Source organism: Chryseobacterium viscerum (genome assembly GCF_002899945.2).
In the GTDB taxonomy this organism is placed as follows: Bacteria; Bacteroidota; Bacteroidia; order Flavobacteriales; family Weeksellaceae; genus Chryseobacterium; species Chryseobacterium viscerum.
Genome location: NZ_PPEG02000004.1, coordinates 501337 through 522441, shown reverse-complemented (window position 1 = coordinate 522441; position 21105 = coordinate 501337). Strand labels below are relative to the sequence as shown.

The window sequence follows — 21105 nt, the reverse complement described above, 5'->3', positions numbered from 1 at the left end:
GTTATAATGATATTGTTATTTTGTCGATAATTTTCACATTCTTGTCAGGATCCATTTTAAAATTGTCTCGGATAAATTTCTTAGGATCTTCTGTAAGCAATTCTTTTTGCAGATAAGATGCTTGTTTCTTTTTCAGCAAATTCATCCATTTGTATGTTTTTTTGATGGCCACTACGTAGATGACAATTTCTTTATCTGTTATTTTAAACTTCAGGAAGTTTTTATTTCCTGTGTTTATTTTTCCTGATGAAATTTCGGTTATATAAAATTTGAAAAGATGATAGCCTACAAGAATATACCACCCAAAAAGTATGGATTGCAAAAGAGCAGAAATGATAACCTGTACAATAAGATAATCATTATCTTTTGGGACTTTAAAAAAGTCTTTTACTTGATTAACAAACGATAAATGGCTGTCCTCTAAAGAAGTAAATCCGTATTTGGGAAATATCACAAACACCCACAGTTGAATAGCAAATGACAGTACAAACAGTGCTCCCCGCATCATTTTGCTCTTCCATTGTTCTTCTTCCGAACATTCTGTACTGGTGACTTTAGTGATGATAAAGTAAAATATCCACGGAATTACAAATAATATCAGCCATTTCAAAATAGAATCTGAATAGCAAAAGATACAGGTGATCAGTAATGAAAGAAAAAACAGCAATACGGTGAATTCATAATTAATAATAAAGAAAATAAGGTTCCAGAATGTTTTTTTACCTGACTTTTCTTTAGACGGGTATCTGCCATCCAGTTTATATTTCAGTTCTGTAGTCGTTACATTTTGTAAGATGGGAAGTGTGATTTCATCTTTTAAGAAGTCAGTAATATGTCCGAAAGCCCCTCCTCCCCCTGAAGTAATATAATGCTTGATTTCTTTGTCATAGCCTTTCTCATTTTCATCTAATTTATAATGGGAATAATGATGAATATCTCCTGTAAGTACTACATCAAAAATAATTTCTGATTTTATATTACCTGCTTCCAATTTTCTGACAGCTTCTTTCATCGTTCTGATGATATATTCCAGGCTATCCATACGCTGTCTTCTCTTGTGCCTGTCTTTTATATCATAATTATACCAATAGGGCTCTGCAATGAGCAGTATCACGTGGTTGACATCATTCCCTTTTGATATTTTTTCTACATACTCTGTGAAAAACGTCATTTGAGGGATATCAATATCACCAAGAAGCTGATTGTCTATTCCCATTAGATGCACATTTTTCCTTAATGAATAGGCAAAATAGCTTCTGTTCTGTACCGTTCTGTAGTTACTGATTTTACTTCTCTGGCACATCAGTCTGAAAAAAGCACTTAGCCCATCATACCAATCATGGTTTCCCGGTGTTGCAATGAGGATAGGCCCTGCCTCTCTTGTATCCGGAGCCACAAGTCTTAAAGGTCCTTTGAAACGGTCTCTGTAATTGACTTCAGAGCCTACGGGATATACCAGATCTCCTCCGATGACCAAAACGGACCCCTTTTTCAGTTTAATTTCAGCCTCATTCTCCCTATCTCTATCGAATTCATTTTTAAAAGAATAGGTATATACATCTCTTGTTAAATGATAAAAAACAGTGGTAGTCGCATCAAAACCATCCCCGGTATCTGCAATAAAATCAAACCAGAATTCTTCTTCTGATTCATCACAATTATTCTCTATGAGCTCTCTTCCGGTATCTTTTCCCAAAGCCGTCTGCATTTCTCTTTTGTCAATGATAGAAAGGATATCCGCAGAAAGAGAAACCATTCTAAAACTGTTCATCAGTCCGGTAAAATCAAACCATTTTACAGGCTTTTGAGGAATAAAGTAATAGGGATACTTCTCAAAAATATCTTTGAATATTTTCACTTTTTTAGCAGCATACAGACTGTCTTTACAATAAAATAGGATAAAAGCTGCTGCTACCAACAGTAAGAGGTAAAAAATAATTGTTTCCATCACATTATGGATTTTGTGTAGGTTTTCCTAAAGTTCTTATATTCAGAAGTTTTTTAAGCATATCAAACCAGAAACTGGAACCCAAGCTAATGGCAAAAGCTGTCAATAGAAATCCCAATATTCTGAAAAAAATGTCTTTAACATTGCTCTTATCATTTTCTTTTACCTGTCCAGGTTTAGCCTTTTCCCAGCCTAAAAGATTGTGAGACTCACTGAGCAACGTATTGTATTCTTTCTCAATTTTTACCGGCATGCTTAGTGAGTCTTTTGGACGTTCTGTAATTTCAGGATTCTTCTTCACATATTCGGCTGCGGATTCTACCAGTTCTTTCCTTAGTTTTTCATCACTGTTCAGCTTATCAATCATTCGTAAAGTATCTCCGTTTACAGCAAAGGCAATTACAAATCCCAATACCAATAGAATATATTGCACTCTTCTGGAATACCATGTATTGGCACGTTCCATACATTCGTCAAACCAATGAATGATCTCTTGTTTAAAATCTGTAATATTTCCGGCAGATTTTTTCAGCAAGAAAAGGAGGTGTGATTTTGTATTTTCCGAAAAAGAGGCCTGTTCTATTTTCTTTTGGATTTCCTCAAGGGAGTCTGAAAATTGTTTATCATTGATAAAACTTAAAAGAATGGCATAAAAGTCCTCTTTTTTAAGGTAGCTAGGCAGTTTTTTATACTTTTTAGAAAGCAATTGATCCAGATAAGACGAAGTGGACACATCATCCCCAAGAAAAAGAATGAGTGGCTGTTCATAAAACTCATTGATCTTCTCAGGATTTTTACTCTTATCAAAAAGCATTTTTTCTATTGTACTTTTCAACATTTCCCCTCTCATCCGAAAAAATGTTGAGATCATCTCCATTACGGTCATTGCAAAAATGCTAAGCAGCAGATATACAAAGACAAGCCCTATGGCTAATTCAATTAATTGAAGGTTCATGATTATGGATTTTTATTAGTTTATAATCAAATTTAGCAAATTAATAACCTCATTCATATAACACTTTTGTGGTATTTATTTATGGATAAAAATATTTATGAATACATATTTAAAATAAAATAATTAGATTTATTAACACTTTTACCATCACAAAACAATGAGTATAAAAAACAACACTTACCCTTCCAAGTATGCATTACCCAAAGGACTTTTCACCGTTGGGAAAACAAAATTCAAGTGGTATGATCTCGCAAATGATCCTACAGAAATCTCTCCGCAGGATATTCGTAATGCCAAAATATGTATTGAAAATGCTGAGGAAAATTTTCAGAACAAGGATGATCTGGGATTTATCATTATGCACCGTTGCGGAGAAAACTATCTTCTCTTGGTCTGTACATGGCAAAATGAAAATGAATTATGGGAAAGTGTTTACTATGATGGTTCCGGAAAATTTGAGATATGGGACAGAAACAAAACCCACCTCCCGACGTACTGCGTTTGGGAAATGGGTATTGTATATCATGAATCCCAGTCCTGGAAGAAATATCTTGGCTCCGAACGAGGAGAAAAAGATCAAGAGGAATATCTCAATGATTTCTTTGAGGGAGAAGTGTAGCGTCTTCTGCATTGTCATTGACTATGTCGAATCTTCGATTTCTGACGAAGGAAGATTCTTCTTTATGAGATTCTTCATTTCACTTCTGAACTACGTTCGCAGACCTTTAGTCTGTATTCAGAATGACATGAGCTATAAAAATTATTTTGTGACTTTTGTGGTTTAAATCCGAATTATTAGTTGGCTCTGTTTTTCTCATCAAACTTTACATTGCGCTCCATCCCTTTTACTTTTTTATTTCCAAAAGTATAAGTGGCGGATACGGTAAGTCTTCTGGCATCGTAATAATTATTATAAGAATGTGTTCCTGTGGTATAATATATTTCACCTACACTTTTTCCCTGCTTGAAAATATCGGAAACAAAAACATTCAGCTGAAGGCTTTTTTCCATAAGACTCAGTTTCAAACCTGTGGTAAAACTTCCGGCAAAATCCATGTATACATTTCCAGAATTGGAAGGCAGGCGGAACCAGTAATTCAGGATCAGCTGCACTGTTTTGCTTGGGTTGAGTGAGATATTATTCTGAAAATCGAAATCGTAACTATTCCCTTTTCTTGAAAGAGCATCAGTCGCAAAAACATCGGTGTTCATATAAGAATAATTGGCCGAATAATTAGCTTCCCATCTTTTGAAAAAAGTATCCGAATAGTTCAATGAAACTCCCATGCTGTTCTGATTGTAATAGTTTTCAAAAGTACTCACTCTATTTTCACCTTTCAGATTAGCCAATTGACCAAATGCGTCTACGGTTCTCTGAAAATAAGCTGATGCTGATAATTTTCCTTTATAGACATAGGAAAATTCAAAATTATGATTGATAGAGGGTTTCAGGAAAGGGTTTCCTGTAAAATAAGAATTGATGTTGATATACCAGCGGTACGGATTGATTGCCCGAAATCCCGGTCTGTTGATTCTTTTGGAATAATTCAGGTTGAAAGTATGGTTTTCATTACTTTTATAGGAAACATAGGCGGTAGGGAAAAACTTTCCGTAAGAATTTTCGGTCTGCTGTCCGGAGGTTAAAGAATTTCCATTCACAACAGAGTATTCATAGCGAAGTCCTGCTTTTGCCGACCATTTTTCATTGAAAGATTTTTCAAAGCTGATATAAGCCGCATAGTTTTTCTCGTTATACTCAAACTCATTGCTTTTCAGAGGATCTGTAATGTAGTTTCCGTTCGTTAGATTCTGATAGAAAATATTAGAATTATTATCAAAATTCGTGAATTTCACTCCTGTTTCAGTCTTTGCAAACGGGTAAGGAAGAGTAAGATCTGCCTGTCCGGAATAGATTTTATAATCGACCATTGATGGGGATTTTACGACAAAACGATCTCCAGAGCTTTCGGTGGTTGTAAAATCAATAGTAGTCTCAGGAACATTGGAAAAATAATTACCTGTAATGCTCAGTTTATTGTCTTGTTTCCCAAATTTAAGATCATAATACGCACTGGCTGTGTGCTGCTTGCTTGTAGCCCTGTGTTCCGCATAAGTAAGCAGTGTATTGGTATAATTACCATTCTGGAAGTAGTTTGAAGTATTCGTGATATCCATATTGGAATGCCCGAATCCGAAATCATAAATAAATCCAATATTAGACTTTTTGCCCAACTGATAATCTAGACTTAAGTTAGCCCCAAGCCCATCTCCAAAATCTCTTCTGTTATCATTGCTTTTAAGGCCGTCTGCACCTTCTATCCAATAGTTTTCGTAAGAATGTTTTTCATTTTTATTTTGTCTTAACTTCAATGAGGTGCGCAATTTTTCATTTTGATAGTTAACGGTTGCACTGTTTGAATTTCCTGTATAAGTTGCCTGCTGCAGACTGGAAGTAAAACTTCCGCTCCATCCGAGATTCTGATTTTTCTTTAAAACAATATTGATCAGACCACTGTTTCCCTGCGCTTCGTACTTGGCAGGAGGCGAAGTAATGACTTCAATCTTTTCTATATTTTCAGATCGAAGACTTTTAAGGTAAGTAACGAGTTCTGCATCTGACAAATTCAAAATTCGGTCGTTGATCATTACTGCTACTCCACTTTTTCCAACAATGGAAACTCCCGTGTTATCATCTACTTTTACCAATGGGGTTGTTGCAAGAGCATCCGCCCCATCCATTCCCTGTGAAGCAACTGAATTGGAAACATTGAAGACCAGTCTGTCTGCTTTTCTCTCAATCAGCTTTTTTCTGGCAGTAAGGGTAACGCCTTCAATCTGCTTTTCTTTCTTTTTTTCAATAAAAAAATCATGTTTCACAACTCCGTTTACAGTCAATTCTTTATTGGATATTTCTACACCATCCTGTATAAGCTTTATAGTATAGGTTCCGTTTTCTGAAAGTCTCAGTGAATAATTTCCTTTTTCGTCTGAAATGGCAGTCTGCTTCTTCTGATCTTTTACTGCGATCACCTCAACGTAAGGCACCGCATTTCCAGTTTGGGAGATTTTTCCTGTTATCGTTTGGGCAAATACAGCTGCCGGCAACAGCATAATTACAGAAAGTAAGGTCTTCTTCATGAATGTAATAGTTTTCTATAAGACAAGCTATCCGTCTCTTTTATTACATCTGTTCTACTGTTTTTCAATATCTTCGCTTTTATAAAATCAGAACATGAAAAAAGGGCTTATTGCATTTTCTTTATTTATTACTCAGATCATTTCCGCACAGAACTATTCACAATATGTCAATCCGTTTATAGGAACCGGAGGCCATGGCCATACTTTTCCGGGGGCTATCGTTCCATTTGGGATGGTACAGCTTTCTCCGGATACGAGAATTAACGGAAGCTGGGACGGATGCAGCGGATATCATTATTCAGATTCTGTGATCTATGGTTTTTCTCATACTCACCTCAACGGAACAGGGGTTTCAGATTACGGAGATATTATGCTGATGCCCACGATGGGAAATCCGAGCCTGAGCAGTAAAGAGTATTCTTCAAAGTTTTCGCATAAAAATGAAAAAGCAACGGCAGGATTCTATGCTGTCAAATTAGACAAAAATAACATTGATGTTCGTCTTACTACTACCAAAAGAGTAGGCTACCACGAATATACATTCAACAGTGCTGGAAATGCCAATATCATTTTAGACCTCAACCACAGAGATAAGCTTCTGGATGGTGAAGTAAAGGTCATTGATGACAAAACCATTGAGGTTTTCAGAAGAAGTGAAGCCTGGGCTACCAACCAATATATCTACGCCAGAATTGAGTTTTCAAAACCTATGAAAATTTCAAAAAAAGAGGTTAACGGGAAACAAGAAACCCATCTTTTTACCGGGACAAAGCTTGCGCTGGCATTTTCAATCCAAGTTAAAAAAGGAGAAAAGATCAATGTAAAAGTGTCCATTTCTCCTACAGGCTATGAAGGAGCAGGAAAAAATATGCTGGCAGAAGGACAATCTAAAGATTTTGAAGCCGTAAAAAAGCAAGTGGAAGCGGACTGGGATAAAGAACTTTCAAAAATTGAAGTGAAGTCTGATGATAAAAATAAATTAGCCGTTTTTTACACCGCTTTATATCATGTGTTTACACAACCGAACATCAATATGGATGTTGACGGAAGATATCGAGGCAGGGATAATAAGCTTTATAACACAAATGGCTTTGATTATTATACGGTATTCTCTCTTTGGGACACCTTCAGAGGCGCTCATCCGCTGATGACTTTAATTGACAAAAAAAGGACTGCTGATTTTATCAATACCTTTATTAAACAATACGAACAAGGTGGGAAACTTCCTGTATGGGAACTGGCTTCCAATGAAACAGAGTGTATGATCGGCTACCACTCCGTTTCTGTGATTGCAGATGCTATGGCTAAAGGAATTCAGGGGTTTGATTATGAAAAGGCATTTCAGGCAGCCAAAGGTTCAGCGATGCAGGATATTTTCGGATTGAATGCTTATAAACAGAATAATTATATCAGTATCGATGATGAGCATGAAAGTGTTTCCAAAACAGTAGAATATGCTTATGACGACTGGTGTATTGCCCAGATGGCAAAAATTTTAGGCAAAAAAGAAGACTATCAGTATTTCATGAAACGTTCTCAGAACTGGAAAAATCTCTATAACCCAAAAACGGGTTTTATGCAGCCAAGAAAGAACGGAAACTGGTATGAACCATTTGATCCCAGAGAAGTCAACAACAATTATACGGAAGGAAACTCATGGCATTATTCTTATTCTGTACAGCAGGACATTCCAGGGCTTATTGCTGCCCATGGAGGAAAAGAAAAATTTGAACAGTTCATTGATGCTATTTTCACTGCTCCGGATACAACAACGGGAATAGAGCAGGTAGACATCACAGGATTGATGGGTCAATATGCTCAGGGAAATGAACCAAGCCACCATATTGCGTATCTGTACAATTTTGTAGACAAGCCTGAAAAAACAGATGCCAAAATAAAATACATCCTTGATAATTTTTATAAAAATACTCCTGACGGACTCATTGGAAATGAAGACTGCGGGCAGATGAGCGCCTGGTATGTTTTAAGCTCAATGGGAATCTATTCTGTTACCCCGGGACTTCCTGAATGGGAAACGACAACACCTTATTTTGATGAAATTAAAATTCACCTTGAAGATGGTACTACGCGAACGATTACTAAAAATACAGGCAGAGCGGAACTTAAAAAACTTGGATTTGAAAATGTAAAATCTGCTAAGGATTTTAAATATACAGAACAAACGGCTTCACCTGTTATCGCAGCCGATAGAATCTTCGATTTTTCTACCAAAGTTGAGATCACTCCATTGAACCCGAGTGACAAGGTCTATTATATGACCATGGATGATAGTGACAGCAACAAAAGAAAGACCTTCTCTACCTACAAAGGACCATTTTCTATCACAAAAACAACCCAGGTGATAGCCTATGCTGAAAGAAACGGAGAGAAAAGCTCTGTGACAACCGCCAATTTTAACAGAAGACCTAATTATTGGGATATCAATATCCTTTCAAAAGTAACTCCACAGTATAGCGCTACCGGAAAGCTGGCTCTTATTGACGGGATCAGAGGGGATGTCAACTGGAGAAAAGGTGAATGGCATGGATATCAGGGACAGAATTTTGAAGCCATCATTGATTTTAAATCTCCTAAGCAGATTAATTCATTATCTTCCTCTTATCTTCAGGACAGCAGAGCATGGATTCTGATGCCTAAAAAAGTGGAATATTATGCTTCCATGAACGGCAAAGATTTTATCCTTCTGAAAACCATCGATAATGACATTGATCCTAAGGATGAAAAGGTACAGATCAAAGATTTTTCTACTGAAATTCTTCCTACCGAAGCCCGATATATCAAAGTAAAAGCCTACTACTTCGGAAAACTTCCGGAATGGCACCAGGGTGCCGGAGGAGATGCTTATATTTTTATTGACGAAATTGCTGTAAAGTAAGGAAGGTGGAAGAGTGAAGCTGGAGGTTTCTATTTGCCTGATTACTTTTTAAAGCTGGCTTGAAGAAAGGTTAGAATTAAAAATTCGATAAATAAACATAGATTAATCTTTAGTCTTTCAGTAACATCCTTCCTCCAGCATCAAGCATCCAACCATAAAAAATCGCCCTTCAAAAATTCGAAGGGCGATTTTTTATTAATTCATTTTTTCCGACCATTGCAGGACTTCTGGAAGCTCCATATCAGAAAATTCGATGTGGATTACTCTTCTCTTTTTTCCGTTGGTTGTTCGGTTTGAACCGTGAAGAGTCAAAGGCTTCATAATCATAATTCCACCCTTTTCTACGTTGCAAATTTCTTCTGTTTCTACAGTCCAGTCTATAGTTTCAGGTCTGTAAATGCCTTTTGCATGAGATTTTGGAACTACTTTCAAAGCTCCGTTATTTTCATCTGTATCATCCAGATGGATTCTGATGGTATAGATATTTTCCAAAATATCTAGTGGAGGCTGAACGGCAAACTGATTCTTCTTGGTAGTCCAGGGACCGAAATCGGGCAGATCCAGTTTTTTATCAACGGAAATTGTCAGATCCTGATGATAGGCTACATACCAGTTGGAGGTTTCAGGCTTATCAAAATAGATGCTTTTTACCACAAAATATTTTTCTCCGAAGATTTCTTTAACCACTTTCTGAATATTGTCATTGAAAACAAGGTCTCTGATTTCGGGAACTTCTTTTAAAAACTGTCTTATTGCAAACAGGTCTTCAGATTTTCTGAAATTCTCTTTTGAGGTATCTATATGCTTCAGAACATGGTTTATTTCATCAAGCTCTTTCTGTGAAAACATAGCATTGATAACAGCAAAGCCATATTCTTGAATATGGCTTTTATTGTTTTCTAAGTTATTTAAACTCATTGATATTTAAATTTTGTCTAATGGCTCAGTTAATTGTCCTTCCCATTTCGAAACTGCTGAAGTAGCCAATGTATTTCCTAATACGTTCGTCATACTTCTACCCATATCACAGAAATGGTCAATTGGTAAAATCAAAGCAATTCCTTCCGGCGGAATACCAAACATAGAACATGTTGCCACAATAATAACCAAAGAAGCTCTTGGAACACCGGCAATCCCTTTTGAGGTAAGCATCAATACCAAAAGCATGGTGATTTGTTGTCCAAGGCTCATTTCAATCCCGTAGATCTGTGCAATAAAGATTGAAGCAAATGTCATATACATCATACTTCCATCCAGATTGAATGAATATCCCAGGGGTAAAATAAAGGATACTACTCTGCTGTTACACCCGAATTTTTCAAGCTCTTCCACCAATTTCGGGAATACAGCTTCTGAACTCGTTGTAGAGAAAGCGATCAGCAATGGCTCTTTAATTCTTCTTAAAAGGTCAAAAAGACGGTTTCCTAAGATAAAATATCCTACCAGTAAAAGAACCAGCCAAAGAACTGCTATAGCAAAGAAGAAGTCTCTCAGATAAATAGCATATACTTTGAAGATCTCAAAACCATTGGTAGCCACTACTGCTGCAATAGCTCCCAATACTCCCAACGGAGCAAACCACATGATATACCCTACCATTTTAAGGATCGCATGAGCGATGATATCAAAAAGCTTCACTACAGGCTTAGAATACTCTTCCCCTAAATTCGCCAGTGCAACTCCAAACATCACAGCAAATATCACGATCTGCAATACTTCATTGGTAGCAAAGGCTTCAAATAAACTTTTAGGGATCATATGCTTTACAAAGTCTTCCATGGAAAAACTTTTGCTGCTTTTAAGAAGTTCATCAGCAGAGGCTACGTCCTGAATCGGCAATTTTGTAACATGTCCCGGTTCCAGCCAGTTAACGAGGATCAACCCTATGAAAAGGGAAACCAGAGAAGCTGAAATAAACCAAAGCATGGCTTTTGTTCCTACTCTTCCGATCATTTTAATATCACTCATTTTGGCAATACCCACCACCAAAGTCGTAAAAACCAAAGGAGCAATAATCATCTGTACCAATCTGATAAAAACCGTTCCCAACAGTTTTATGTTTTTGGAAAAAGGTTCTGCATTTTCAGGATATTTCACATGTACAATACCTCCAATTCCTACTCCCACAAGAAGGGCAATGATAATTGCTATAAAAAGTTTATTCTGTCCTTTCATATATATAGTTCAATTTGCGCAAATATAATGGTTTTTCAATTGGCAGAAGATTTTCTTCAAATAGGATTAATTTTACATTAAGTTTTTGATCCCTAAAAATTAAAACCCTGATTTAGAAAATATTGTAAAAAAATTAAGAAACATTTATTGAATTTTTATTCTTTTGGTACAAATTTTATTATTACATTTGATTGTATAACAACATTAATAAATATACAATATGAAAAAAACTATTGCAATGGCTGCATTAGCTGTAGCTGTATCTTTCGGTGCTATTTCTTGTAAAAAGAAAGTTTCTGATGCCGATCTTCAGACTCAGGCTACAACGGTAGTAACTACTAATCCCAACGCTTCTGTTGAAGTAAAAGAAGGTGTAGCTCACTTAGGCGGAACTTTCGCAGATCAACAATCTAAAGATGCAATGATTGCAAAATTAAAAGCGATCAACGGTGTAAAAGACGTAATGGATATGTCTACTGTTGCAGCGGCTACTCCTATAGCACCTGTTGAAACTTCTTCTGCTGTAGATCCTGCTGTTCAGAAAAAAGTTCAGGATGCGGTGAAGGATTTCCCTTCTGTAAAAGTAGAAGTTGTAAACGGACAGCTTACTCTTACAGGAAGCGTTTCCGGCCTACAGGCTAGAAAAATCAAAGAATCTGTAGATGCTTTGAAAATCGGAAAGTATAACAACAACCTAATCGTAAAATAATTTAGAAATGGGCGAATTACAAGATAAATATTCAAGTGTAGTTTCAGCGGCACAGTCTGCAGGAATCTCAAACCTTCAGGTTCAGGAGCAGGATGGAATTCTTTATGTTTCCGGAAATGCTTCCAATACTGCGGCTAAAGATGCTGTATGGAATGCTTTAGGAGCTATTGATTCTACTTATTCTGCTTCAGATATCAATATTGACGTTCAGGTTGCAGGTCTTACTTCAGGAGCTTCTTTAACGGTTGCTACTGAAGATTCTAACCTGAATATCAGACAGGAACCTTCTACTGAAGCTGCCGTTGTAGGTAAAGCTGCTAAAGGTGCTTCTGTAACACTGATTGAACAAACTTCTGATGACTGGTGGAAAGTAAAAACGGCTGACGGTCAGGAAGGATATGCTTATTCAAGATATTTAAGAGCATAATTTTTATTAAAAAATAATAAATTTTCACAAAAAAAGCATAGAGACATCCCAACTTTGGGATGTTTTTATATTTTTACGGCTCTGAAAAAAAAACTAATGAAGAAAACTCTAATGTTATTGGCTTTGATGTTCACTGCCTTTATCTTGCATGCACAAAAATTACACCTAGACGGGAAAATCTTAGATTCTGAAAAGAAAGCGATAGAAAATGCCACCGTCTATCTTTTAAAAGAAAAAGATTCATCCATTGTCAACTACACAGCCACCAATAAAGAAGGTAAATTCTCACTGAAACTGGATGATATGAAAGAACCTTCTATTCTGAAAATTGATGCTGATAAATTATCTTCCTTTTCTAAAAAATTTCAAAAAATAGATCAGTCATTATCCCTGGGAGATATTCAGCTTGAAAAGCAGGGTATCGTTAATGCTATTGATGAGGTGAAAATCACCGTATCTCCTGTAAAGATTAAAAAAGACACCATTGAATTCAGTGCAGCCGCGATCAAAGTACGTCCTGACAGTAAAATTGAGGAACTTCTGAAGCAGATCCCCGGTGTAGAAATCAGCAATGATGGGAAGATTACAGTTAATGGCAAAGAGGTAGATCAGATCATGATCAACGGAAAACCTTTCTTTGATAAAGATGGTAAAATTGCCCTTCAGAACTTACCTGCGGATATCATCAAAAATATTCAGTTTACAACAACCAAAACAAAGGAAGAAGAGCTCAGCGGAAAAACTGCCAAATCTCAGAATACCACCATCAATTTTAATATTGACGAAAAGAAAAATAAAGGGTTGCTGACAAGGCTTACGGTCGGCTACGGATCAGACAAGAGGTATGAAGGAAGCGGACTGGCCAGCTATTTTAAAGGCGACACAAAAGTAAGCATCCTTGCCTCTTCCAATAATATCAATTCTCAGGGGTTTTCCAGAGATGAGGTTTTCGACAGTATGGGGAACGGCCGAAATGCCTGGATGATGCAGGGAGGATCTGTCTCTACGACTGGAAATGTCACCTATTACAATCAGGGAGGGAGTACACGAGGAGTTCAGAGATCTACAACAATAGGTATGAATTACAGCGACAAACTGGGAAAAGATGCTGATCTGGACTCTTTCAGTCTGATGCATTCGGATTCTAATACCGAAACAAGATCCAAAGTTTCAAGGTCTACACTTCTGCCTAGCTATACCCTTCAGACCAATTCTGAAAGCAACGGCGAAAATGAATCCAAACAATACAGTTTCGATGCTTCAGCCAAAATCAAACTCGATTCTCTGACAAGTATTTACATTTCACCAAGATTTAGCAAAAACAGCAGTTTCAGTTTTAATAATTCACAATCATCTAGTTTGAAGAATGGCAGTCTTTTGAATGAAAGTAATTCTTATTCTCGTAATGATTCAGAAAACAACTCATTTAATCCTTACATCTATTTTTCAAGAAAATTCAAGAAAAAAGGACGAGTACTTTCAGCCAATATGAACAGTTCAATTTCTGAGTCTACAAGGGATAATCTCAACCAATCACAGAACACATTCTATCAGGAAAATGCAACGACTGTTGACAACAGAGATCAATTAGCCAGAAATAAAAATCAGAACAGTACTTTTAATTTCAGGGCAGGATATACAGAACCTGTTTCTGATTCGTCTAGCGTAAGCTTTGAAGTAAAATACGAAACAAGATCAGCCAGAGATCTGAGGAATGTGAACGATTTTGATAATGCTACAGGAGATTATACCAAATACAACCAGCTTTTATCCAACAATATGAAGCAGAGAATCAATCAAATTTCTCCTGAAATCACTTATCAGATTAGCAAAAACAAATTAAATTTCTGGGCTACTGCAAATCTTGATATTTCGGATATGAAAGTAAACTCCATCTATAACGGACAGCAATATGATCTTCAGAAAAGTTTTGTATTGCCTGAATATAATCTAAACCTTTATTACACACTGGGAGAAGGGAAAGTTTTAAGTGTTTACAACTATGCCAACTTTACAATTCCTACTGCAGAGCAACTGACTCCCTATAAAGATGAGTCTAATCCTTTGGCTACCTTTCAGGGAAATCCTGATTTGAAAAATACATGGACTAACAACCTTTATTTGTATTTCAACAATTATAACAAAGTAAAAGATCTGAGCTACTATTTTAATATTGGTTTTACCTACAGAAATAATGACATTATCAATTTTACTAAATATGATAATGCCGGAAAACAAATTGTTACCTATGATAATGTAAGTGGAAATAAAAGCATCAACGCTGGCGGAGGTTTCAGTAAGACTCTGAAATGGAAAAATAACAAACTGACCATCAACCCGAGATTCAGCATGAATTATGCTTACAATAATGGTTTTATTGACGGACAATCTTTTACCAGTAATTCTTACAACCTTAATCCCGGTCTTAATCTTATCTATGAAATCAAGGATAAAATGACCATTAAACCTTCCTACAGACTTGGATACAGCTTTTCAAATTACACCAATTACAATGTGAAGAGTGTCAATACCGCCAATCAGGCATTGAAGCTGGAACTGACCAATTATATGCTGCAGGGTAGATTTGTATTTGGAAATGATTTTGAATACAATACCAATTCTAATATTGCTCCGGGTTTTAAAAAGGATTTTTACTTCTGGAATACCAGTCTGGGCTACTCATTCTATAAAAAACAGTTTACAGCAAAAGTGAAAATCTATGATGTATTAAATCAAAATCAAAGTGTAAAAAGAACCATCACAGATTCTTATTTTGAAGACCGTGAAGATCTGATTCTGAAACGATACATCATGTTCTCCATCAGTATGAAACTGAATAAGTTTGCTGGTAAAAAAATGTAAAAGAATCAACTTTTACTTATATTTTTTTCTGATAATAGCCGGACTTTTCCGGCTATTTTTATGGATATGTATCTGCTTTTGAAAAACTTTGATTTTTCACGGAAATTACAATTGATGTGATAAAAATCTCCTCTTTTGAAAGAGGAAAATTTGACAAATCTTATGGGATGGTTAACCACAATAGAGTACTTCATTTTAGTGAAATTTCATAACAAAACCCTTTTTAAAAGAAGATTCATTCAGGAAAGTTTTTTATTTTTAAATTAGCAGTAAATTTTTTTTATGAAAATCCATATTTCAATATTATGTATTCTTTTTTTCATTCTTGGAAAAGCTCAGAAGACAGAGCAGAAAGATACTTTCGTTAAAGACAATTTCACCAAGAAAGAATTTTATATTCCAATGCGTGATGGAGTGAAGCTTTTCACAGCCGTGTATATCCCGAAAGATATATCAAACAAGAACAAATATCCGTTTCTGATGCAGAGAACCTGCTACAGCGTTGCACCCTACGGAGAAAATGAATATAAAACAAAGGTAGGCCCCAACACCTATCTTATGAAAGACAAGTATATTTTCGTGTATCAGGATGTCCGTGGAAGATATATGAGTGAAGGTACATTTACCAATATGACTCCTCAGGTAGAGCGTAAAACCAAAAAAGATGTTGACGAAAGTACAGATACTTATGATACCATAGAATGGCTTTTGAAAAACATCAAAGACAACAATGCTAAAGTGGGTCAGTTTGGAACGTCTTACCCTGGATTTTACACAGCTGTAGGGACACTTGCACAGCACCCAGCTCTGGTTGCGTCCTCTCCTCAGGCTCCAATTTCTGATTTCTGGAATGATGATTTCCTTCACAACGGAAGATTTATGCTTGGATATTTCAGAACCTTTCCTGTATTTGGAGTTCAGAAAACAAAACCGGAAGACAAAGCCTGGTATATGGATTCTTTCATCAAACAGACTTCTGAAGATGGCTTAAAGTTCTACAGAGATCTTGGAACATTGAAAGATGCCTATGAAAAATATTATAAGAATAATTTCTTCATGACAGAAATTATGAATCATACCAACTACGATGAATTCTGGCAAAAAAGAAATCTTCTGCCTCATTTGAAGAATATCAATCATGCTGTAATGACTGTGGGTGGATGGTTTGACGCTGAAGATCTTTCCGGTCCTTTAAATATCTATAAGACCATTGAAAAAACAAGTCCTAAAGCAAAAAACACCATTGTAATGGGACCTTTCTCTCATGGTGGCTGGTCACAGGAGCAAGGAAAACATTTCCATAGTGAAACCTATTTTGGTGACAGCATCGCAACTTATTACCAGAAAAATGTTGAAACAAAATTCTTCAACCACTATCTGAAAGGCAACACAAAAGAAGATGCCGGACTTCCTGAAGCACTGATGTATGATACCGGAGCTAAAGAATGGAAAGAATTTGCTTCTTATCCGCCTAAAAATGCTCAGAAAGTGAATTTCTATTTAGCAGATAAAACCTTAAAAAAATCATCAGGACAAGGGTATTCTGAATATTACAGCGATCCTAACAACCCTGTTTTAAGTTCAGATCATTTAAAAGATTTCAATGGATTCACTCCAAAAAATTATATGTCAGAAGACCAGAGATTTGCAGTAGGAAGACCTGATGTATTAACGTTCACTACTGATGTGTTGACTGATGATATTGCGTTTGCCGGAGAGATAATGGCCAAACTGAATATTGCGTCTACGTCTACAGATGCCGATTTTGCAGTAAAATTAATTGATGTGTATCCTGAAGATTTCAAGCCTGCAGAAAAGAAAGATGGAGTTATCTATGGTAACTACCACCAGATGGTAAGAAGTGAGATCATGCCTGCAAGATTCAGAAATACGAGAGAAAAGGGAGAAGCTCTGGTTCCTAACCAGAAAACGGCTGTTAACTTCAGACTTCAGGATGTGGTTCATACATTCAAAAAGGGACATAAGATCCAGATTCAGATCAGCAGTACATGGTTCCCGCTTTTCGCTATCAATCCGCAGAAATTCATGGATAATCCAAATTTTGCAACGAAAGAGGATTACACCAAAGCATTTATCAAAGTATATGATGACAGCTCTATTGAAGCTGAAATTTTAAAATAAATTGAAAAAGCTGTTCGTTTGAACAGCTTTTTTTATTTTTGAGAACTTGATTAGGTTTTGGCTAAAGCCAGATGAATTTGTTGTTTTGTTCAAGTGGGCTAAAGCCCACTCCTATTGATTCATAAACAATAAGCTTAATCTTCAATCGTTCTGAAGGTCAGATTTACTCTGGGAGTTTTCACTTTTGTAGTGGGTGGAAGTCTGTGAAGCCAATTGTCCTGAGTGATTCCTTTCATAATTAATAAACTTCCGTTTTCCAGAAATATTTCTACCTTTTCTTTGGTGGTTTTATGCTTAAATAAAAATTTCCTTTCAGCTCCAAAAGTAAGGGAAGCAATCGCACCATGCTTTTTTAAGTCTGTCTCACCATCGCTGTGGTAAGCCATACCTTCATTTCCGTCATGGTATAGATTCAGCAGGCATGAATTGTAAGTTTCACCTGAAACTTCTTCACATCTTTTCTTCAGCTCCAATAATTCAGGAGTCCATAATTTGGCATATTTTGTCCTTTTTGAATAGGTATATTCAAAAGGTTTATCTCCAAACCAGGCGACTTTTCTCTTGGTTAAAATCAATTTCCCAAAGATTAATGCTTCATCATTTTCCCACGGAATCTGATTCAATAGATAATCATAATAAAAATCTGATTTTTCTTTTGAAAAAACCTTTCCGTAATAATGAACAGTTCCGTCATGCGGGAGAACATTGAGTGGGTAATCTGATATATCTTCGAAGAGACTCATCATCGTTTTTTAATTAAATGCTTTTATCATTAAACACAAATGACACCAATATTGATCACAAATCACACGAATTTTCACATCAATAGAAACGGACTTTAGTCCGTTAAATAAAAAATGGCTCAATCCATTGGCTTTAGCCAAAACTTAAATTTAACATTTTTCAACCGCAAAAATCTCAACAAGATTTTACACTTAAGTTTTTTAAAGAATAATCACTTCCTATAAAAGGACACTTAAGTTTTTGAAAATCTTCGATTTCATTTTTATGGTGAAAATATTTTATGAATAGACTTGTGAACCCTCCCAGCCCATCATCAGCTGTTTCCTTTCAATTCCCCAACGATACCCGCCGAGATGTCCGGTAGACTGTATTACACGGTGACATGGAATAAGAAATGCTACAGGATTGCTTCCTATGGCTGTTCCTACTGCTCTGGATGCTTTCGGATTTCCTATTTTTTCTGCCAGGCTGCCATATGTAGACAGTTTTCCCATCGGAATTGTCAATAGACTTTCCCAGACTTTAAGCTGAAAATCGGTGCCTTTTAAGTGTAATTTTATCGTGTTGAGTTTCGTCCAGTCTTTATCGAATATGGACAATGCGTTCTTTTGAAGTGCATCTTGTTTTTCAATAAAAGAAGCATTGGGGAACTTCTTTTCCAGCTCCCCTAATGCTGTTTCTTTATCGTCTTCAAAAGCCATATAGCAGATTCCTTTTTCTGTGGAAGCTACCAGTATATTTCCGAAAGGACTTTCGGAAAAACTGTAATAAATACTGAGGCTTTTTCCGCCGTTTTTATATTCTGCTGGAGACATTCCTTCTATCTTTACAAACAGGTCATGAAGCCTGCTGGTACTGGAAAGTCCTGTCTCATAAGCGGTATCAAACAAACTTGCTTTTTCTTCCTTTAATAAATTTTTAGCATGTTCAAGACTGATGAACTGCAAAAATTTCTTAGGACTTGTTCCCGCCCAATCTGTAAAGATCTTCTGAAAATGGGCCGGACTCAAGTGAATATTTTCTGCCACTTCCTCCAAACTTGGCTGAAGCCTGAAATTGCTCTGGATATATTCTATCGCTTTGGCAATTCTGTTATAATCTATCTGACTTTGTGTGGACATCATACTATTGTTTTTACCTCACAAATTTCCAAAGAATACATGACAGAAAAAATCCGATTCTTGCGGAATATTAGTTGTTGTTATAAATATCGTTGTAAGCAAGCATTTTGTAATATAATTTAGCCGCCAGGAAAGCTGTTGGCTTAGCCATTGGAGAATCCATTAATTCTACAATATCAAACGCTACTACGTTACATTTTTCAAATACTTTTCTTAATAATTCCAATGTTGGGTACCACTGTAATCCACCTGGTTCAGGAGTTCCTGTAGAAGGAGCGATAGAAGGGTCGAAAGCATCAAGGTCAATGGTAATATATACATTTCCTGAAACTTTTTCCAATACATCATTCACCCAGTTTTCGTTGTTCGCAATTTCATGAGCAAAGAATACTCTTCCTTCCGGCAGATACTGAGCTTCTTCAATATCCATAGAACGGATTCCCACCTGTACAAGGTTATGTTTCTGGTTAGCTTCAAATACAGCACAAGCATGGTTTGAAGTAGAACCATGGAAATCAGGACGTAAGTCTGTGTGAGCATCTAGTTGAAGAACGGTAAGGTTTTCAAATTTCTCTCCTACTGCACGGATAGAACCGATAGAAACAGAGTGTTCTCCACCAAAAAGAGTGAATACTTTTCCTTCATTGTTCAAAAGTTCTTTTGTTTTCTGATAAACAGCTTCTGTCATCGCTTCCGGAGTTGAGTTTTCAGAAACGTCTCCTGCTAAATAAACTCCCTGAAGGTAAGGTTCTGTTTGTATTTCAATGTCATAAAGCTCCATGTTTTCAGAAGCGTTTAAGAATAATTCAGGACCTTTATCAGCTCCTTTACCCCATGTTGAAGTTCCATCATAAGGAACAGTTACCAACATTACTTTTGAATTCTCTAACGTTGCGTTTTCCTCGGGAATTCCTGCGTATGTTCTCATGCTTTATTTAAAAATTTTAATGTTTTAAAATTGAAATATTGGTCACAAAGATACGAAGAGTTTACGAGTTGGAGAGTAATAGTGTTGGAGAGTTTATGAGTTAAAGACTCTCCCTTTGCTATCTGTTATCTGCTCCCTAAAACCTATTATCTCTTACCTCTTCCCTTTCCACTTTCAACTCAAATAGCTATTTTTGTACAAAACTCATAATATGCCTTTAAAAGCTGTTCTTTTCGATATGGATGGAGTAATTGTAGATACAGAACCATTGCATAGAAAAGCTTATTTCAAAACTTTTGATGAACTGGAAATTGCCGTTTCCGAAGAGCTATACACCTCTTTTACCGGGGCTTCCACCAAAAGAGTCTCTGAAACTTTGATTAATGAATTCAATTTAAATCAAACTTACGAAACCATTGCGCAGATCAAAAGATCTCATTTCAAAGATTACTTTTATAATGATGATGAATTTGACTTAATCCCGGGGGTAAGACAGCTTATTGAGCATTATCATGAAAATGGAATCAAGCTGATACTGGCTTCTTCTGCTACGATGACAACGATCAATATGGTTTTTGAAAAGTTCGGGCTTGAGAAATATTTCAGCGGAAAAATCAGCGGTGCCGATCTGAAAGAATCAAAACCTCATCCTGAAGTTTTCTTACTGGCTGCGGAGATGGCTGGTGAATCGGTAGAAAACTGTATGGTAATTGAAGATTCCACCAATGGAATTCTGGCTGCCCACAGAGCGGAAATTTTCTGTGCAGCCTACAGAAGTCCTCATTCAAAAAATCAGGATTATACATTGGCGGATACCGTAGTTTCTGATTATGAAGAATTGGAACTGGATAAAGTTTCAAAATATTTTTAAATAAAAAAGCTCTCAGAAATTATCCTGAGAGCTTTTGTTTTGTATGTACTTTGCCATCTGAACAAAGTGAAGATTCTTAACTTTACTTAATCCTTAATAAAAAACTTAATGGTTAAATTTTAAAACATTAAGTTTCATTCAGTGGTTAAGATTATTAAAGCGAGATTGCTTTGTCACTTCCGTTCCTCG

15 protein-coding genes are annotated in these 21105 nt (G+C 36.2%); 7 read left to right on the top strand and 8 right to left on the bottom strand.

The annotated features are described in order from the left end of the window. Position 1: 1 nt before the first annotated feature. Entirely contained in the window at positions 2-1948 is a 1947-nt protein-coding gene (locus C1634_RS11710) for a metallophosphoesterase (protein ID WP_103231707.1), read from the bottom strand. A gap of 4 nt (positions 1949-1952) precedes the next feature. Next, complete coding sequence (locus tag C1634_RS11705) at positions 1953-2903, bottom strand: hypothetical protein (protein ID WP_103231706.1); 951 nt, start codon at positions 2901-2903, stop codon at positions 1953-1955. 157 nt (positions 2904-3060) lie between these two features. On the opposite strand from C1634_RS11705, the gene C1634_RS11700 reads away from it, so the two are divergent. Beyond that, positions 3061-3522 (top strand): hypothetical protein, encoded by a 462-nt coding sequence (locus C1634_RS11700; protein WP_228410062.1) that lies wholly within the window; start codon positions 3061-3063, stop codon positions 3520-3522. A 176-nt stretch (positions 3523-3698) separates the two neighbouring features. Here the strand turns inward: C1634_RS11700 and C1634_RS11695 are convergent, their stop codons facing one another. Next, positions 3699-6041 carry an outer membrane beta-barrel family protein gene (locus tag C1634_RS11695; protein ID WP_103231705.1) on the bottom strand — a complete coding sequence of 781 codons (2343 nt, stop codon included), beginning with the start codon at positions 6039-6041 and terminating at the stop codon, positions 3699-3701. Positions 6042-6135: 94 nt separating this feature from the next. Between C1634_RS11695 and C1634_RS11690 the strand changes: the two genes are divergently transcribed. Continuing rightward, a complete protein-coding gene (locus C1634_RS11690; RefSeq protein WP_103231704.1) occupies positions 6136-8937 on the top strand; it encodes a GH92 family glycosyl hydrolase in 2802 nt (933 codons plus the stop codon). 195 nt (positions 8938-9132) lie between these two features. Here C1634_RS11690 and C1634_RS11685 read toward each other — a convergent pair whose 3' ends face one another. Further along, positions 9133-9855, bottom strand: a complete 723-nt coding sequence (locus tag C1634_RS11685; protein WP_103231703.1) for a phytanoyl-CoA dioxygenase family protein — start codon at positions 9853-9855, stop codon at positions 9133-9135. Between the two features lie 6 nt (positions 9856-9861). Continuing rightward, on the bottom strand, positions 9862-11112 hold the full coding sequence (locus tag C1634_RS11680; protein WP_103231702.1) for a dicarboxylate/amino acid:cation symporter: 1251 nt from the start codon (positions 11110-11112) through the stop codon (positions 9862-9864). A 220-nt stretch (positions 11113-11332) separates the two neighbouring features. Between C1634_RS11680 and C1634_RS11675 the strand changes: the two genes are divergently transcribed. The 4 genes from C1634_RS11675 (at position 11333) to C1634_RS11655 (ending at position 17252) form a co-directional block, all read left to right on the top strand. Continuing rightward, positions 11333-11821: a BON domain-containing protein gene (locus tag C1634_RS11675; RefSeq protein WP_103231701.1), complete on the top strand. Its 489-nt coding sequence runs from the start codon at positions 11333-11335 to the stop codon at positions 11819-11821. A 7-nt stretch (positions 11822-11828) separates the two neighbouring features. Then, complete coding sequence (locus C1634_RS11670) at positions 11829-12248, top strand: SH3 domain-containing protein (RefSeq protein ID WP_103231700.1); 420 nt, start codon at positions 11829-11831, stop codon at positions 12246-12248. A gap of 96 nt (positions 12249-12344) precedes the next feature. Continuing rightward, the gene (locus C1634_RS11665; protein ID WP_109738458.1) at positions 12345-15110 is read left to right on the top strand and encodes a TonB-dependent receptor; all 2766 of its coding nucleotides are present in this window, start codon (positions 12345-12347) and stop codon (positions 15108-15110) included. A 282-nt stretch (positions 15111-15392) separates the two neighbouring features. Then, positions 15393-17252, top strand: a complete 1860-nt coding sequence (locus C1634_RS11655; protein ID WP_103231698.1) for a CocE/NonD family hydrolase — start codon at positions 15393-15395, stop codon at positions 17250-17252. Between the two features lie 134 nt (positions 17253-17386). Here C1634_RS11655 and C1634_RS11650 read toward each other — a convergent pair whose 3' ends face one another. The 3 genes from C1634_RS11650 to speB all read right to left on the bottom strand — a co-directional run bounded on the left by C1634_RS11650 (position 17387) and on the right by speB (position 20045). Then, positions 17387-17995, bottom strand: coding sequence for an alpha-ketoglutarate-dependent dioxygenase AlkB family protein (locus tag C1634_RS11650; RefSeq protein WP_103231697.1), 609 nt, complete (start codon positions 17993-17995; stop codon positions 17387-17389). 279 nt (positions 17996-18274) lie between these two features. Then, positions 18275-19117 carry a bifunctional helix-turn-helix domain-containing protein/methylated-DNA--[protein]-cysteine S-methyltransferase gene (locus C1634_RS11645; RefSeq protein ID WP_109738440.1) on the bottom strand — a complete coding sequence of 281 codons (843 nt, stop codon included), beginning with the start codon at positions 19115-19117 and terminating at the stop codon, positions 18275-18277. A 70-nt stretch (positions 19118-19187) separates the two neighbouring features. Beyond that, on the bottom strand, positions 19188-20045 hold the full coding sequence (gene speB / locus C1634_RS11640; RefSeq protein WP_103235129.1) for an agmatinase: 858 nt from the start codon (positions 20043-20045) through the stop codon (positions 19188-19190). 211 nt (positions 20046-20256) lie between these two features. Between speB and C1634_RS11635 the strand changes: the two genes are divergently transcribed. After that, entirely contained in the window at positions 20257-20916 is a 660-nt protein-coding gene (locus C1634_RS11635; protein ID WP_103235128.1) for an HAD family hydrolase, read from the top strand. The last annotated feature ends 189 nt before the right edge of the window (positions 20917-21105 follow it).